This window comes from Niveispirillum fermenti (assembly GCF_048066175.1).
Lineage (GTDB): Bacteria > Pseudomonadota > Alphaproteobacteria > Azospirillales > Azospirillaceae > Niveispirillum > Niveispirillum fermenti.
Window position 1 is genome coordinate 142,912 of the sequence record NZ_JBLTXA010000002.1, and the last position, 15,726, is coordinate 158,637.

A 15,726-nucleotide genomic window follows, 5' to 3' on the forward strand; every position below is an offset into this window, starting at 1 on the left:
ATGACGCAGATGGCAACCGGACCCCAGGCTGGTCCCCTGGCCGGACTGCGGGTGATCGACTGTACCCATGTCATCGCCGGTGCCTGGTGTTCCATGATCCTGGCCGACCTGGGCGCCGATGTGGTGAAGGTGGAAGGGCCACAGGGCGATGTGGCCCGCGCCCCCATCGGCCTGCACGGTTATGCCAACTATGATTATGTGAACCGCAACAAGCGTGGCCTGATGCTGGATCTGTCGCAGGAAGCGGGCCGTGATGCGCTGCGCCGGCTGCTGGTCACGGCCGATGTCTTTGTGGAGAACTACCGGCCCGGTGCCATGGACCGCATGGGGCTGGGGTATGCGGCGATGTCGGCCCGCAATCCGGGGCTGGTCTATTGCTCCGTCTCCGGCTTCGGCAACCGTGGTCCCTATCGCAACCGCGGCGGGCTGGACCTGGTGACCCAGGCGATGAGCGGGATCATGGGTTTCACGGGCCAGCCCGACGGCGATCCCATGCCCTGCGCCCTGCCGATTTCCGACCTGAATGCCGGCAGCTTCGCGGCGATCGGCGTGCTGGCCGCATTGCGGGAACGCGACCGGTCGGGGCATGGCCAGCATGTGGAGACCAATCTGCTGTCTTCCGCCTTCGCCTACACGGTCAACAACACCGGCGAATATCTGATGACGGGGCATCTGCCCCGGCGCACGGGCGGCCGTGGTGCCTATACAGCCCCCTATGAGGCGTTCCCGACGCAGGATGGCGATATCGTCATCGGGGCGGGGACGGAGGCATTGTGGCAGCGCACGGCCGCCGTGCTGGACGACCCGGTGCTGGCCACCGATCCGCGCTTCGCCACCACGCCGTCGCGGCTGGCCCATCATGCGACCCTGCGCGAACGCATGATCGCCGTGCTGACCACCCGGCCGCGGGCGCACTGGCTGGCGCGGCTGGGGGAGGCCGGTGTGCCCGTCAGTCCCATCAACAGCGTGGCCGAGGCCATCGATGACCCGCAGTTGCAGGAACTGGGCGCCGTGGTGACGGTGGAGGGCCGCCGCCATATCCGCACCCCCATCGATTTCAGCCGCACACCCGTTTCTGTGACGCGCGACGCCCCCCGGCTTGGCCAGCACGCGCGCGAGGTGCTGTCCGAGGCGGGCTTCACCGCCGACGAGATCGCCGCCCTGCTGGCCGGCCGCGAACCCACCGCCTGACCCAACCGACGCCCGAGGACAGATCCATGTGTGCCATCCGCGTGCTGACAGACAAGCTGCGCTTTCCCGAAGGTCCGGTCCCGCTGCCCGATGGCTCCGTCCTGGTCGTGGAAATCCAGGGACAGGCGCTCACAAGGGTTTATCCGGACGGCAGGGTGGAGGTGGTGGCCGAACTGGGCGGCGGCCCCAACGGTGCCGCACTGGGACCGGATGGCCGTGCCTATGTTTGCAACAATGGCGGCTTCCACTGGCCCGACCCCAAGGGGGGGGCGCTATTGCCCCATGGTCCCGCCCATGATTATCAGGGCGGCAGCATCCAGGCCGTCGACCTGTCATCCGGCAAGGTGGAAACCCTTTACACCCATTGCGGTGAGGTCGGCCTGAAGGGACCGAACGACCTTGTCTTCGACGAGACGGGTGGCTTCTGGTTCACCGATCACGGCGGGCACCATGGCCGCAGCGAATATCTGGGCACGATCTATTATGCCCGCCCCGATGGCAGCGCCATCAGCGAGGTGCTGTTTCCCTTCCGCCATGCCAACGGTATCGCGCTGTCCCCGGACGACCGGTCGCTTTACATCGCCGACAGTTTCGCCTGCCGTCTGTGCCGATACGATATCGTATCTCCCGGCGTGCTGGCGGATGACGGGCCTCGCCTGAGCGGACGGTCCACCCACTACCAGTCCCCGACCTATCGCGTGTTCGACAGCATCGCAGTGGAGGCGTCGGGCAATATCTGCATTGGTGTGGTGGCGGCGCAAGGCGGGATCGCGACCGTCAGCCCGCGGGGCGAACTGGTCGATTTCCTGCCGCTGCCCGACCCCGTCGTCACCAACATTGCGTTTGGCGGGCCGGATATGGACAAGGCCTATGTCACCCTGTCCAGCACGGGGCAGTTGCTGGAAATCGATTGGCCCCGGCCCGGCCATCCCCCGCATTTCGCGGGGTAAAGCCCGGCACGGGGGGCAATCGGGGGGCGGCTGGGTCACCCCGACACCATCCCCCCAACCGGAACGGACGGGTTCAGAACTTGTAACCCGCCGTCAGGGTCCAGGTCCGCGGTTCACCGACCGCGAGCGCCGCATTGCTTGGCGCCGTCGTGAAATATGAACGGTTCGTCAGGTTCTTGCCCGACAAGGTCAGGCTCCAGCTATCATTCTCCGACAGCAGGGCCAGCGAGGCCGCGAACAGGCCAACCGTGTCGGTCACGATCAGATTGGCGACGGTCGAATAATAATCGTCCTGATACTGATAGCTGCCGGACAGGCGCAGGCGGGCCTGATCCTGCCAGAAGGCGGGGGTTTCATAGGTGAACCCCGTCTGTACAGACCAGGGAGAGACCAGCGGCAGGTGTTTGGCACCGGCGGTGGCGCTGTCCGACAGCGGGTTCTTGGACTTGTACCTGTCATCCATCAGACCCAGGTTGGCGAAAAGATCCAGCCCGTCGGTGGCCCGCAGGGTCAGTTCCAGTTCGGCACCATTGACGCGGGCATTGCCGATATTGCGGATGGCATAGGAGCCTGCGGCCACCTGCTCGGTCTGCTGCAGGTCCTCAAGATCGTTGCGGTATACGGAAAGGTTTGCACGCAGGCGCCCATCCAGCATGGTGGCCTTCAACCCGGCCTCATAGGCCCAGACCGTCTGCGGATCGTAAACGGTGCCGAACACGACGGGGTTGGCAACAGCCAGCCCGTTGAACCCGCCGGCCTTGAAGCCCCGTGACACGGTGGCATACCCGAAGATGTCGTCGGTGAACTTATAATCCAGGCCAAGCTTGGGCGACCAGGAACTGAAGCGCGGCTCCCGCACGACGGGCACCAGCGCGATGGCCGGCCCGGGTGCAAAGGGCAGATAGTTCTGGATGGTGCCGTCCAGCTTCTTCTTGTCCTTCGTATAGCGCAGGCCGGCCGTGAACGACAGGCGGTCGTTCACATCATATGTACCCTGGGCAAAGGCGGCATAGCTGTCGGTGGTGCTGTCGATGGTCTGCGGCAGTACGGGCATGGAAAAGCCCGGCCCCAATACCAGCACATCCTTCATCACCTGCAGGCTTTCCTCACGGAAATAGTAAAGGCCGGTGATCCAGTTGAGGCGGCCGTCCAGCCCCTCGCCCTGGAACTGCACCTCCTGGCTGTACTGGTCGGTCCGGCCGCGGCCGTCCCGTACCAGGCCATTGGGGCGGTAGGTGCCATCGGGATCGCGGATGCCACCAGACAGGTCGAAGACGAAACCGTCGCTGGTGCCGACAAAGGCGGAGATGGAGCGCACCGTGACATCGCCCCAGTCGGCCGTGATGTCCAGAGACACGGCGGTCTGGTCGGTATAGCCGTCCGGTTCCGCCGTCGACAGGCTGACATAGCGCGAGCCCGCGCGCGCTGTGGCATCCCTGGTGGATACGGCGTTGGCCGCCTGTGTGGGGTAGGTGCCGGGGAAGGTGACAGGGATCAGGTTGGCCGGCCCGTCATTGCGATCCTGCGTGCGGGTGACCGACAAGGTGGCCTTCAGCCCGTCGCGGCCATAGAAATGCAGCTTGCCGCGCAGGGCCAGATTCTGCTGGCCGAACACATCCCGGTCCAGCGCTTCGTTATAGACATAGCCATCCTGGTCGCGGAACAGGACGGACAGCGACGCCCCCAGGCTGTCTTCGATCAGGTCACCGCCCCAGGAAGCCGAGGCATGGTATTCCTTGTGCGATCCGATGCCGGCCTGCACCTCGGCCCATTCATCCTCGCCCGGCGTGCGGGTGACCACCTTGATGGCACCGGAGAAGGAGTTGCGGCCGTAAAGCGTGCCCTGCGGTCCGCGCAGCACCTCGATCCGCTGGATATCGGCCAGTTCCAGGTTCGACCCGGCCAGACGGCCGCGATAGACATCATCGACATAGAAGGCGACGGCGGATTCGGAAGTGACCAGCCCGCCGGACTGTTCGGAGCCGCCACGCAGGCCAACCTGCAGGGTGGAGCGGCTGGCCGTCACGGGCATCAGCGTCAGGCCCGGCACGACGGCTGAAAGATCTTCGGCCGTGCCGATCTGCTGGTCGGCCAGGGCGGCGGCGGTCAGGGCCGTCACGGCGACGGGCGTGGTCTGCAGCGGCTGCTGCCGGCGTTGTGCTGTCACGATGATCTCGTCCAGCGTCAGCGTATCGGCAGCACCTTGGGCCAGCGCCGGCAACGTGGCGGCGGACAGCGCGGTCGCCAGCAACAGGGCACGTTGCCGTTTGACAAAGAAGTACATGAAAGAAGCATCCCTGCGTTTCTTGTTGCCATGCCCGTCGTTCAGACGACCATGCACACGGTTTTGATTTCCAGATAATTTTCGATGGCGCCGGCACCGCTTTCCCGTCCCCAGCCGGATTGCTTGAAACCGCCGATGGGCAGCGCGACGTCCCAGAAGGAATGGCAATTGACCCAGACGGTGCCGGCCCGGATGTCCGACGACAGGCGATGAGCCGCCGACAGGTCGCGGGTCCAGACGCTGGCGGCCAGACCGAACTCGGTATCATTGGCCGCGGCGATCACCTCGGTCACGTCATCGAAGGGGGCGGCCACCACCACCGGGCCGAATACCTCCTCGCAGACAATGCGCGATCCGGGATCGGCACCGGTGATGACGGTCGGCTCGATGAAGGTGCCGGCCGGCCCTTTCTGCCCGCCGCCTGTCACCAGCGTGGCCCCATCGGCGATGGCACCGTCGATATAGGCCTTCACCCGGTCAGCCTGACGGCGGCTGACCAGCGGACCCATCTGCGTCTCGGGCGCCAGCCCGTGGCCAAGGCGGATGGTGCGTGCGATCTCCGCCACGCCTTCCACCACCTTGTCGAAGACGGACCGGTGGATATAAAGGCGGGAACCCGCGACACAGACCTGTCCGCCATTGAAGAAGATGGCGTTGGCAGCACCGGCAATGGCGGCGTCAAGGTCGGCATCCGGCATGATGACGACGGGCGACTTGCCGCCCAGTTCCAGGGTGACCTTCTTCAGGTTGCCCCTGGCACCGTCCAGAATGGCGCGGCCGGTGGCCGTGGAGCCGGTGAACGCCACCTTGTCGACACCGGGATGGGCCGACAGCGCGGCACCCACGACCGAGCCAAGGCCCGTGACCACATTGACGACACCAGCCGGCACGCCGGCCTCCACCAGAAGTTCCGCCAGGCGCAATGCCGTCAGCGATGTCTCCTCCGCCGGTTTCAGCACCACGGTGCAACCCGCCGCCAGTGCCGGCGCCAGCTTCATGGCATGCATGATGAGGGGCGAGTTCCACGGCGTGATGGCGGCGACCACGCCAACCGGCTCCTTGGCGGTGAAGGCCTGGATGCGGGTGCCCGCCGGCTGATAGGTGATGGAAGAGGGGATCGTGTCGCCTGTCACCTTGGTGCAAAGACCGGCGAAGAACCGGAATTGCTCGGCCGCCATCGGGATTTCCGCCCAGCGGCCGACATAGAGGGCCTTGCCCTGGTCCAGGGTTTCCAGTTCCGACAATTCGTCGATATGGGCATCGATCAGGTCGGCGATGCGCCACAGGAGGCGGGCGCGCGCCGCCGGGACCATGGATCGCCATTCACCATCCTCGAACGCCTTGCGGGCCGCGGCGACGGCGCGATCCACATCGCCGGCATCGGCCGCTGCGATCTCCGCGATGGTCTCCCCCGTCGCGGGATTGACGGTGGGAAGGTAGCGTCCGGCGGCCGGGGCCACCCAGTCACCGCCGATCAGCAATCCGTGCCGGGGCTTCTTCAGCCACTCAAGGGCTGCCGGCTGTGCCGGCGCGAGATTTTCGATGCGCATTCCACCGCACTCCCAAGTTCGTAAGGGGCCGCCTCGGCCGGCGTTTTTTCTGCCAAGCAATAGAGTGCAGGGAAACGCAACCTGTCAGGGATGATCTGGCGTTTATCCGCTGTGTGGTGATAAACATTGCCTAATATGGGGCGCGGATGCCGGAAGAACGGTTTGTCGGACAATATCCATCTGGTTCTATGACCACCTGATGGACAGGTATGGCATTGGTGATGGTGATTGTTTCTTATCAGTGGATATTTGAAAACTTCACCCGCCAAATATTTGGCCGTATCAATATTGTTCCGGAGAGGTATGGTCATGTCAATGAACCGGGCCCTGAAGCCTGTGCTGGCTGTTGGTCTTTGCGCTGGCAGCCTCCTTTGCTACGCCGTGACGGCACAGGCGGCGGAGGGCTGGCGCAACCCGTCGCTGTCGCCCGATGAGCGGGCCCGCCTGCTGGTGCAGGAACTGACCCTGGATGAGCGGATCGGCCTGCTACATGGTCCCATGGCGCTGAGCTTTCCCGGCGGCCCGCCCTTGCCGGCCGGGTCGGTCGGCGGGGCCGGCTTCATTCCCGGTGTGCCGCGCCTGGGCATTCCGGCCCTGACGGAAACAGATGCAAGCCTGGGCATCACCAACCCGGGGAATGTCCGGCCCGGCGATACGGCCACCGCCCTGCCGGCCAGCATCGCACTGGCGGCCAGCTTCAATGCACCGCTGGCCTATCAAGGCGGCGTGATGATCGGGCGGGAGGCCGCCGCGCGCGGCTTCAACGTGCTGCTGGCCGGCGGCGCCAATCTGGCGCGCGACCCGCGCAATGGCCGCAATTTTGAATATCTGGGGGAAGACCCCCTGCTGGCCGGAGTGCTGGCGGGCGAGAGCATCCGGGGAATCCAGGACCAGAACATCATCTCCACGGTCAAGCATTTCAGCCTGAACGGGCAGGAAACTGGCCGATTCCACGCCAATTCGGTCATTGATGAGGCTGCACATCGCGAAAGCGATCTGCTGGCCTTTCAGATCGCCATCGAGAGGGGCCAGCCCGGCTCCGTCATGTGCGCCTACAACCTTGTGAACGGCGCCTATTCCTGCGGCAACGACCACCTTCTGAACAAGGTGCTGAAGGGGGATTGGGGCTACAAGGGCTGGGTGATGTCGGACTGGGGGGCCGTGCATGCGACAGATTATGCCCTGAAGGGCCTGGACCAGCAGTCGGGCGAACAATTGGATGAGCAGGTCTGGTTCGGGGAACCGCTGAAACAGGCGGTTGCCGCCGGGACCATCCCCGAAACCCGCCTGTCCGACATGGCGCAGCGCATCCTGCGTTCCATGTTCGCCGCCGGCCTGTTCGATGGCAAGCCGGTGAAGCCGGAGATCGATGCCGCGGCGCATGCCGCCATCGCCAAGCAAGTGGCAGACGAGGGGATCGTACTGCTGGCCAATGCCAAGGGCCTTCTGCCGTTGTCGCCGGCCGTCAGGACGATTGCCGTCATCGGCGGCCATGCCGACAGCGGTGTGCTGTCAGGCGCAGGGTCGTCGCAGGTGACGGCCACCGGTGGCAATGCGCGCGTTGTGCCGGTTGGCGGGGAGGGGCCGCAGGCCATGTGGGGCCGGCAGGTCTTTCATCCGTCCTCGCCGCTGAAGGCGCTGCGCGCGGTGCTGCCCGATGCCAGCATCACCTTCAATGACGGCCGGTATCCCGCTGCCGCGGCCGCGGCAGCGGCGCAGGCGGATATCGCCATCATCTTCGCCAATCAATGGATGGCAGAGGCGCTGGACGCCTATGACCTGTCGCTGCCGCAGGGCCAGGACGCGCTGATCGACGCCGTGACGGCGGCCAATCCCAACAGCATCGTGGTTCTGCAGACCGGCGGTCCCGTGCTGATGCCGTGGCTGGACAAGGTGGGGGGCGTGATCGCCGCCTGGTACAGCGGTCAGAAGGGCGGGGAGGCCATCGCCGATGTGCTGACCGGCCGGGTCAATCCGTCCGGCCGCCTGCCACAGACCTTTCCGGCCAGCCTGGACCAGTTCCCGCGTGCCGATCTGCCGGGCTGGGGCCTGCCGGCCAAGCAGCAATTCGACGTGGTCTATGACGAAGGGGCCGATGTCGGTTACCGCCTGTTCGCCGCCAGGGATATGAAGCCGCTGTTCCCGTTCGGCCACGGCCTGTCCTACACCAGCTTTGCCTATGACAAGCTGCGAGTGAGGGGCGGCGACACGCTGACCGTCAGCTTCGAGGTGAGCAATACGGGCGCGGTGGCGGGAAAGGACGCGCCGCAGGTCTATCTGGCCGACGCGGCCGGCACGCCGTTGCGGCGCCTGATCGGCTTCGACAAGGTGGAACTGGCGCCGGGTGAACACCGGACCGTCACCGTGAAAGCCGATCCCCGCCTGCTGGGGCACTTCGACGAAGCGGCCAACAAATGGCAGATCAAGGGCGGAAGCTACACGGTCGTCGTGGGCCCGTCGGCTGGCGTGGATAGCCTTTCCGCCAAGGCCCGCGTTCGCGCTCAACGCCTGAAGCCCTGAAGACGCGGAAAGGGCTGGCGGGCATCCCGCCAGCCCTTGTTCGGAATCCGAAGTTTTTCGCACTGTATTATGCATATTAAATCAATAGATAAGAAAAATTATCTTATCTATTGATTCATACGGAAAATATCCTGATCTATTCAGCCGGGGCCGGGGCCGGGGCGGCAGCCGCCATCAGGCTTTTCAGGTCGATGCCCGTATCAGCCAGCTTTTCCGGATCGACAGCGGCACGGGCCGTCACCAGCGCCCGGCACTGCATGAAATCCTTGGGCGAGCCCAGACAATCCAGCGCGATCAGCTTGCCCTGCTTCAGATAGGCGACGGAGAATGGAAGCTTGCCTTCCGTCCCACGGACCACGACCTGATCATGGCCGATCGACAGGCCTGCGGTCTGCATCTTCACCTCGTACTGGTCGGACCAGAACCAGGGCATTGCCGTATAGGGCTTGGGATTGCCCAGGATGACATCGGCCGCGACCTTCGCCTGATCGATGGCATTCTGCACCGATTCCAGCCGGATATGGGCGTCGGCGAAACCGTTGGGATGCAGGGCGCAATCGCCGATGGCCAGGATATGCGGGTCGGAGGAACGGCAGAACTCATCCACGGCCACGCCGTTGGGGCAGGGCAGCCCGGCCGCCGCCAGCGGTTCCACATTGGGAATGATGCCCACGCCGACCACCACCAGATCGGCCGGCAGCGTGCTGCCATCGGACAGGGCCACACCCGTGACGCGGCCATCCACGCCCGTCAGGCCGGTGACACCCGTGGACAGCATGACCTTGACGCCATGGCCTTCATGCAGGTTCCGGAAGAAGCGCGACACGGTGGGCGAGGTGACGCGCGCCAGCAGCCGGTCCTGCATTTCCAGGACGGTGACGCCATGGCCGAAGGACCGCAGCACCGCCGCCGCCTCCAGCCCGATATAACCACCGCCCACGATGACGATGCGGCGTCCGGGTTCGGTCAGGTCGGCCTTCATGCGGTCGATATCGGCGATGGAGCGGACATAATGGATACCTGCCAGCCCTGCACCTTCGCATGAAAGCTGCCGTGGCCGGCCGCCGGTCGCCCAGACCAGCCAGCCATAGGGCAGCGTTTCCCCGCTTTGCAGGGTGACGGAGCGTGCCGCGGCGTCCACCGCCGACACGCGCTGTCCCAGCCGCATGTCAACCTGACGCTCGGCCCAGAATTCCGGCTTGCGCAGGAAAAGGCGTGCGGCGTCGCGCTTGCCCGCCAGATAATCCTTGGACAGCGGCGGCCGCTCATAGGGCGGAAACGCCTCTTCCCCGATGACCGTGATGGTGCCCTTGAAGCCCCCCTGACGCAGGGATTGCGCCAGTTGCGCGCCGGCCTGTCCCGCGCCCGCGATGATGACCGGGTCCTGAACCTGTTCCATCTTCCTCGCTACCCTCCTCGTCTGGCGGGGAGACTGGTCCATTGTCCCTGTCCTGCGGGCATGGCGGGATCACGGCCCCTTGTCCTTGTTCTCTCCCCATGGGGGCAAAGCGATACAATGACAGGCGGGGTCTTGCCTACCCTCTTTGCTCCGGCAGGTTCACATATCGGCCTGTCGCTGCCCGGACCTGGGCTGCTGACTGCGACCCGGCTTGCATCTGAATGTTTCGTTTGGCTTGAAATTTAATAACCTGTTGTTCGAAATGAAAATATGAATATAGAAGTAATAAATACTGTAAATGTAAAATAAACCATTTTCATATCCCCTTGTATATCTGTATTTCGTGCGATGATTGTTTTAAATTAATGCTGAAACCATTTCCTTGGTTGTCCGCCTCAAGAGGATCATGATGGCTCTGTCCCGCTTCAGTATCGCGGTCCGCATTCTCTCTGTTCTTGGCTTGATGGGTATATTGACCGGCGTCATTGCGGTCTATGCCAGCGACCGGCTGTTTTCGATCGACGATCGCTATTCCCATCTGATCAACCATGAAGCGGCGGCGGCGGCCGAGGTCGTGACAAGTACCCGCGCCGTTATTGGGATCGGCCGCCAGACTTACAAGCTGATCGCCCAGACCGAAAAGGCTCGGATGGATGAAGCAGTTGTGACAGCCGCCACGAACGAAAGGCAAATGAGGGACACCCTTGCCGGTATCCTGAAGCTTCTCCCTGCCCGGGAACAGGAAATCAGCAAGTTGACCAGCCAGTTCGACAACCTGATGTCGATCTACAGGGAGATACAGCCCCTGGCCATGGCGAACAGGAACGAAGAAGCGCTCGACATCCTGAATACGCGCTTCGACCCGGCACTGGACAAATTGCGCGATGATACCGGGGAATTTGCCGAAAGCCTGCGTCGGGGGATGGCAGCCACATCCGATGCCGCCACGGAGAACTCAATCGCCACCCGGAACCTGTTGTTCACTTTGACGGCCCTGGGCCTTCTGCTCTGTGGCGGGCTGGCCTTCTACATCGCCCGGTTCACGATCACCAAGCCTGTCGCCCTGCTGACGGGTGCCATGACCCGCGTGGCCGGTGGCGACCTGACGGTGGATGTCCCCGGCGCGGGGCGCGGGGACGAACTGGGCCAACTGGCGGCGGCACTGGAGACGTTCAAGGCCAATGGCCTGGAGAACCGCCGCCTGGCGGAGGAGATGAAACTGGCCGAGAAGCGGGCCGAGGAGGACCGCCGCCGCGGCATGCTGAAGATGGCTGACAGTTTCGAGGCCAGCGTGATGGGGGTGGTGGCCCAGGTCGCGTCCGCCGCAACCGAACTGAACGCCAATGCCCAGTCCCTGTCGGCCGCGGCGGAACAGACCCGCTCGCAAAGCAGCATCGTGTCGGCCGCGACAGAGCAGACGAGCGCCAATGTGCAGACGGTCGCCGCCTCGGCGGAGGAGATGACCAGTTCGATCAGCGAAATCTCCCGTCAGGTGGGCACTTCGGCCAGCATTGCCCGTGCCGCCGCCGACCGGGCAGATGGCACGAACCGCACCATCCAGGAACTGGCAACGGAGGCCGACGCCATCGGCGCCGTGGTCAAGCTGATCGCCGAGATCGCCAGCCAGACCAACCTGCTGGCGCTGAACGCCACCATCGAGGCGGCCCGTGCCGGGGAAGCCGGCAAAGGCTTCGCCGTCGTGGCATCGGAAGTCAAGAGCCTGGCCAGCCAGACGGCCAAGGCGACGGAGGATATCTCCGTCCGCATCAACGGCATTCAGCAGGCCACCAACAGCGCGGTGACCGCAACACTGGAGATCACCCGCACCATTGAGGAGATCAACAATATCGCCTCGGCCATCGCTGCGGCGGTGGAGGAACAGGACGCGGCCACGCGGGAAATCGCGCGCAATGTCCAGCAGGCGGCCATCGGCACGCAGGAAATCAGCAGCAACATCGCCGGCGTCGAACAGACGGCCCAGAACACCAGCCAGGCGGCCGGCAACGTGCTGGAAGCGTCCGGTAGCCTCTCGCTTGAGGCGGAGACCCTGCGACTGGAAGTGGAACGGTTCATCCAGCAGGTCCGTGCCGGCTGATATAGCGTCGGGACGGAAGCCTGTCGCGCCGGGGTCCCCGTGGCCCCGGCGCCTGCCGTTTACCGGTCGATGGTGAACCCGATCAAGGGCTTGATGACGGGCGTGGCATAGGCCTTCTTGCTGTGCCGCAGGCCTGCACGCACCATGCCGGCCGCCATCAGGACCGTGGCCGGAATGGGGTCGATGACGGGGATGTCATACCCTTCCGCCAGCAGCCGCCGGCTGATCCGGTCGGCACAGCCAAGGAAACCCGTGCAGCCCAGCACGATCACGTCGGCATGCTGGTGCCGGACGGCCAGCAGCGCCTTTTCCGCCAAAGCTTCCTGCACCTCTTCCAGCCTTGCGTGCAGTTCCAGCACGGGAATGTCCACCACTTCCAGCGAGGCCAGCCGGTCGGCCACGCCATAGGCCCGTGCCAGATTGCCCAGCAGCGGTCGCACGCTTTCCAGCACCGTGACGATGCTGAACCGGTGCCCCAGCATGGACGCCAGATGCATGCAGGTTTCCGACGGGCCCAGGACCGGAACCTTGACCAGTTCGCGCACGGGCTTCAACCCCGGATCGGCCATGCAATCGATGACGATGGCATCCACCCCCTCGCGCTCCGCCTGCAATGCCTTGGCCAGGGTGCCGGGCACGGCCAGGGCATCATCGAACTCGCTCTCGATGGAGGGGGGGCCGATATCGATCATGGAATGGCTGAAGCCCAGATCAGCGCTTTCAAGATGCGCGATTTCCGCCAGGTCGCGGATGCCCGTTGTGGTGACGGGTGTGATCAGCCGGATATCGAATTTGCGTGCCATCGCCAGCCTTCCTTGTCATGGGATCGTGGAATGGCCGGATGATCGGGCCGTCCCGCCGCCCTGGGCAACCGGTCGCGGCGGGTAAGACCGTCCGTCCTACCCGCATCGCCCCCGTTTCCTACCCAAGGGCAGGCATGGCGGGGGCGACGCGGCATGGCATTGATGCTATGTGCGGATATCGGCTTTCCAAAACCGACGAGGCCCATGGACCCGATCCACGATATCCATCTTGCCGCCAAACTGACGCCGCCGCGCCAGATGGTGGCGCTGGTGGAAAGACCGGAACTGGCGCCCGTCGCCGACGGGCTGGCGGCGCGCGCCCTGACACTGGTGCGCACGCCGGCCGGCTATGGCAAGACGACGCTGCTGACCCAATGGTGGGCGGGCCTGGATGAAGGGGCGGTCCACCGGGCCTGGGTCACGCTGGAACCGGAGGACCGGGCGCCGCTGGCTTTCCTGTCCGCCATCGTCGCCTCGCTGCGCCGGGCCGGACTGGAGCTGGGGGAGGTGGTGCAGAGCGCGGAGCGCACGCTGCGCGACCTGCCGGCCAATTTCGTGCTGCGCCTGCTGCTGCGCGACGTGGAGACGGCGGCGCGCCCCATCGTGCTGATGCTGGATGATTATCATCTGGTGGAATCCAGCGACAATGACGCGCTGATGGGCTTCATCCTGCGCAACCGGCCGGAACACCTGCATCTGGTCGTCGCCATGCGCACGCGGCCCGGCTTTCCCGTTTCGGCGCTTCGCCTGGCCGGTGCGCTGGTGGAGGTGACGGAGGCGGCCCTGCGCTTCACCCCGGCCCAGATACAGCAATATTTCGCCGACCGGCTGGGACCCGATGATATCGCCCATCTGATCGACCGGACCGAAGGCTGGCCCGTCGCCCTGCAGCTTGTGCGCCTCTGGCTGGACCAGCAGGGCGATGTCGCGCAATGGGTACGCAGCTTCACCGGGTCGCGCGATGAGATGGCCGCCTATATCGCCGAGCAGGTGGTGGCCGGCCTGCCCGACAATCTGCGCGACTTCCTGGCCGCCACCTCCATCCTGGAACGGGTCAACGGCGAACTGGCCGATGCGGTGTGCGGCACGCAGGAAGGCTGGGCATTGCTGGACGAGCTGGCACGGCGCAATTCCCTGATCTTTCCGCTGGACCGGGAGGGGCATTGGTTCCGATACCACCAGTTGCTGCGCGAGTTCCTGGGCGGCTGGCTGCGCCGCTACCGGGGTCGTGATCTGCCGGCGCTGCACGGCAATGCCTCGCGCTGGTACGAGGCAAGGGGACAGTTGGTCGATGCCGTGCGGCATGCGGCACTGGCCGAGGACATGGACCGTGTCATCGACCTGATCGGCGGCAATGATTGCATGCTGGTGCTTCTGTCGCGCGGGGCGCATGTGGTGGATCTGATCCTGTCGCACGTGCCGCCGCATGTGGCCGCCCGCGAACCGCGCATTCAGGTGGCCCAGGCACTGCGTGCCGCCAAGCGGGGCCAACTGGCGGAGGCGCACCAGCTTCTGGACGCCATCCGCGCCCATCACCGGGCCGCCGATCCGGCCAGTCCCGATCCCGTGGAAGCCGACCTTCTGGTCATGGAAGGTCTGCTTGCGGCCTATCAGGACAATCGTCTGCCCCAGGCGCGGCTGGAGGCGCTGGAACAGGTGGGCGCCCGGCTGAACAGCAGCGATTATTACCAGGGGTTCGTGAACAATATCCTGTGCATCATCCATTACCGGCAGGGGGAGGTGGCCTTTGCCGGGGCCACGGCCGCCACGGCCGACCGGTTGTTCGTGCGGGCCAATTCCTCCTATGGCCGTATCTTCATCGCCATCCACCAGGGCTTCTTCCTGATTGAGCGGCTGCGCCTGGACGCCGCGGCCGAGGCTCTGGACCGTGCCCAATCCATGGCGAATACCGACATTCCCGACGATCGCCGCCTGCACGCCGTTCTGCAGGTCTTCCGCGCCACGCTGTTCTTCGAGCATGGCGAGCGGGAACCGGCGGAAGAACTGATCCTGGACGGGTTGAGCGGTGTGGAGGAGGGGGAGGGCTGGGTCGAGGTGTTCGCCACGGGATACCGCACAGCGGCCGGCCTCGCCTTTGCGCGGGCCGGGCTGGACGCGGCCCTGGCCATCCTGGACCGGGGAGAGGCCACGGCCCGCGCCCGTGCCCTGCCGCGCCTGTCCGCCCTGCTGCTGGGGCTGCGCATCGATCTGCTGCGCCGGGCGGGGCAGGTGGAGGCAGCCCGCCTGCTGGCCGATCGCTCGGGTTTCTCGGTGACCGGCGCCCATTGCACGCGACCCGAACTGATCCAGCGGCTGGAAGCGGTGGAAGCGGGGTTGACCCTGGCCGCCCTGGCCCTGGCGGAAGGACATCCCGACCAGGTGCTGGCCCTGCTGTCGCCCCTGGAGGCACCGGCGCGTGCCGGGGGCTTCGACCGCGGCGTGGCGCGCATCCTGCTGCTGCGCGCACTGGCGCTGGCCGCCAACGGCCGGCTGGAGCAGGCCGTGCCGGACCTGCGGCAATTGCTGGCCGTGACGCGGGAGGAGGGGGCGCGGCAGATCTTCATGGAACAGGGCGCCCCCGTCATCGGCCTGCTGCGCCAACTGGTGGTGCAGGTAGGTGCCGCGGGCCTGGCGCGCGCCAATCTTGACTGGATCGCCGACCTGCTGGTGGTCCTGGGGGACCATGATGGGGCGGCCGACCGCAGCCTGCCGGCCATGCTGCTGACCCCGCGGGAGCGGGAGATATTGCAGTCTCTGGCGGAGGGTGGTTCCAACAAGATCATCGCCCGGCGGCTGGACATGACGGACAATGCCGTGAAATTCCACCTGAAAAACATCTTCCGCAAGCTGGGGGCCAATGACCGCAAGCTGGCGCTGGCCATTGCCGAGCGGCAGGGGCTGCTGGAATAGCGACCGGGGAGCGGATGGCGGAAT

At 65.3% G+C, this 15,726-nt stretch carries 9 protein-coding genes; 5 read left to right on the forward strand and 4 right to left on the reverse strand.

Annotated elements, in window-relative coordinates; translation table 11 throughout:
- The gene (locus tag ACM9LZ_RS02475; RefSeq protein ID WP_416617755.1) at positions 1-1,191 is read left to right on the forward strand and encodes a CaiB/BaiF CoA transferase family protein; all 1,191 of its coding nucleotides are present in this window, start codon (positions 1-3) and stop codon (positions 1,189-1,191) included.
- A gap of 26 nt (positions 1,192-1,217) precedes the next feature.
- Positions 1,218-2,141: an SMP-30/gluconolactonase/LRE family protein gene (locus ACM9LZ_RS02480; protein WP_416617756.1), complete on the forward strand. Its 924-nt coding sequence runs from the start codon at positions 1,218-1,220 to the stop codon at positions 2,139-2,141.
- Positions 2,142-2,214: 73 nt separating this feature from the next.
- Here ACM9LZ_RS02480 and ACM9LZ_RS02485 read toward each other — a convergent pair whose 3' ends face one another.
- A complete protein-coding gene (locus tag ACM9LZ_RS02485; RefSeq protein ID WP_416617757.1) occupies positions 2,215-4,425 on the reverse strand; it encodes a TonB-dependent receptor in 2,211 nt (736 codons plus the stop codon).
- A 41-nt stretch (positions 4,426-4,466) separates the two neighbouring features.
- Positions 4,467-5,975, reverse strand: a complete 1,509-nt coding sequence (locus tag ACM9LZ_RS02490) for an aldehyde dehydrogenase family protein (protein WP_416617758.1) — start codon at positions 5,973-5,975, stop codon at positions 4,467-4,469.
- Between the two features lie 309 nt (positions 5,976-6,284).
- Between ACM9LZ_RS02490 and ACM9LZ_RS02495 the strand changes: the two genes are divergently transcribed.
- Positions 6,285-8,495, forward strand: a complete 2,211-nt coding sequence (locus ACM9LZ_RS02495; protein WP_416617759.1) for a beta-glucosidase family protein — start codon at positions 6,285-6,287, stop codon at positions 8,493-8,495.
- 136 nt (positions 8,496-8,631) lie between these two features.
- Here the strand turns inward: ACM9LZ_RS02495 and ACM9LZ_RS02500 are convergent, their stop codons facing one another.
- On the reverse strand, positions 8,632-9,894 hold the full coding sequence (locus ACM9LZ_RS02500; RefSeq protein WP_416617760.1) for an NAD(P)/FAD-dependent oxidoreductase: 1,263 nt from the start codon (positions 9,892-9,894) through the stop codon (positions 8,632-8,634).
- Positions 9,895-10,357: 463 nt separating this feature from the next.
- Between ACM9LZ_RS02500 and ACM9LZ_RS02505 the strand changes: the two genes are divergently transcribed.
- Positions 10,358-11,989 (forward strand): methyl-accepting chemotaxis protein, encoded by a 1,632-nt coding sequence (locus ACM9LZ_RS02505; protein ID WP_416617761.1) that lies wholly within the window; start codon positions 10,358-10,360, stop codon positions 11,987-11,989.
- 59 nt (positions 11,990-12,048) lie between these two features.
- Here the strand turns inward: ACM9LZ_RS02505 and ACM9LZ_RS02510 are convergent, their stop codons facing one another.
- On the reverse strand, positions 12,049-12,792 hold the full coding sequence (locus ACM9LZ_RS02510) for an aspartate/glutamate racemase family protein (protein WP_416617762.1): 744 nt from the start codon (positions 12,790-12,792) through the stop codon (positions 12,049-12,051).
- A gap of 204 nt (positions 12,793-12,996) precedes the next feature.
- Between ACM9LZ_RS02510 and ACM9LZ_RS02515 the strand changes: the two genes are divergently transcribed.
- Positions 12,997-15,702: a winged helix-turn-helix domain-containing protein gene (locus ACM9LZ_RS02515; RefSeq protein WP_416617763.1), complete on the forward strand. Its 2,706-nt coding sequence runs from the start codon at positions 12,997-12,999 to the stop codon at positions 15,700-15,702.
- The last annotated feature ends 24 nt before the right edge of the window (positions 15,703-15,726 follow it).

Coding starts and splice junctions, on each gene's coding strand:
- ACM9LZ_RS02505 (WP_416617761.1), top strand. CDS start 10,358: ATGGGTATATTGACCGGCGTCATTGCGGTCTATGCCAGCGACCGGCTG.
- ACM9LZ_RS02480 (WP_416617756.1), top strand. CDS start 1,218: ATGTGTGCCATCCGCGTGCTGACAGACAAGCTGCGCTTTCCCGAAGGT.
- ACM9LZ_RS02515 (WP_416617763.1), top strand. CDS start 12,997: ATGGACCCGATCCACGATATCCATCTTGCCGCCAAACTGACGCCGCCG.
- ACM9LZ_RS02485 (WP_416617757.1), bottom strand. CDS start 4,425: ATGTACTTCTTTGTCAAACGGCAACGTGCCCTGTTGCTGGCGACCGCG.
- ACM9LZ_RS02510 (WP_416617762.1), bottom strand. CDS start 12,792: ATGGCACGCAAATTCGATATCCGGCTGATCACACCCGTCACCACAACG.
- ACM9LZ_RS02495 (WP_416617759.1), top strand. CDS start 6,285: ATGTCAATGAACCGGGCCCTGAAGCCTGTGCTGGCTGTTGGTCTTTGC.
- ACM9LZ_RS02500 (WP_416617760.1), bottom strand. CDS start 9,894: ATGGAACAGGTTCAGGACCCGGTCATCATCGCGGGCGCGGGACAGGCC.
- ACM9LZ_RS02490 (WP_416617758.1), bottom strand. CDS start 5,975: ATGCGCATCGAAAATCTCGCGCCGGCACAGCCGGCAGCCCTTGAGTGG.
- ACM9LZ_RS02475 (WP_416617755.1), top strand. CDS start 1: ATGACGCAGATGGCAACCGGACCCCAGGCTGGTCCCCTGGCCGGACTG.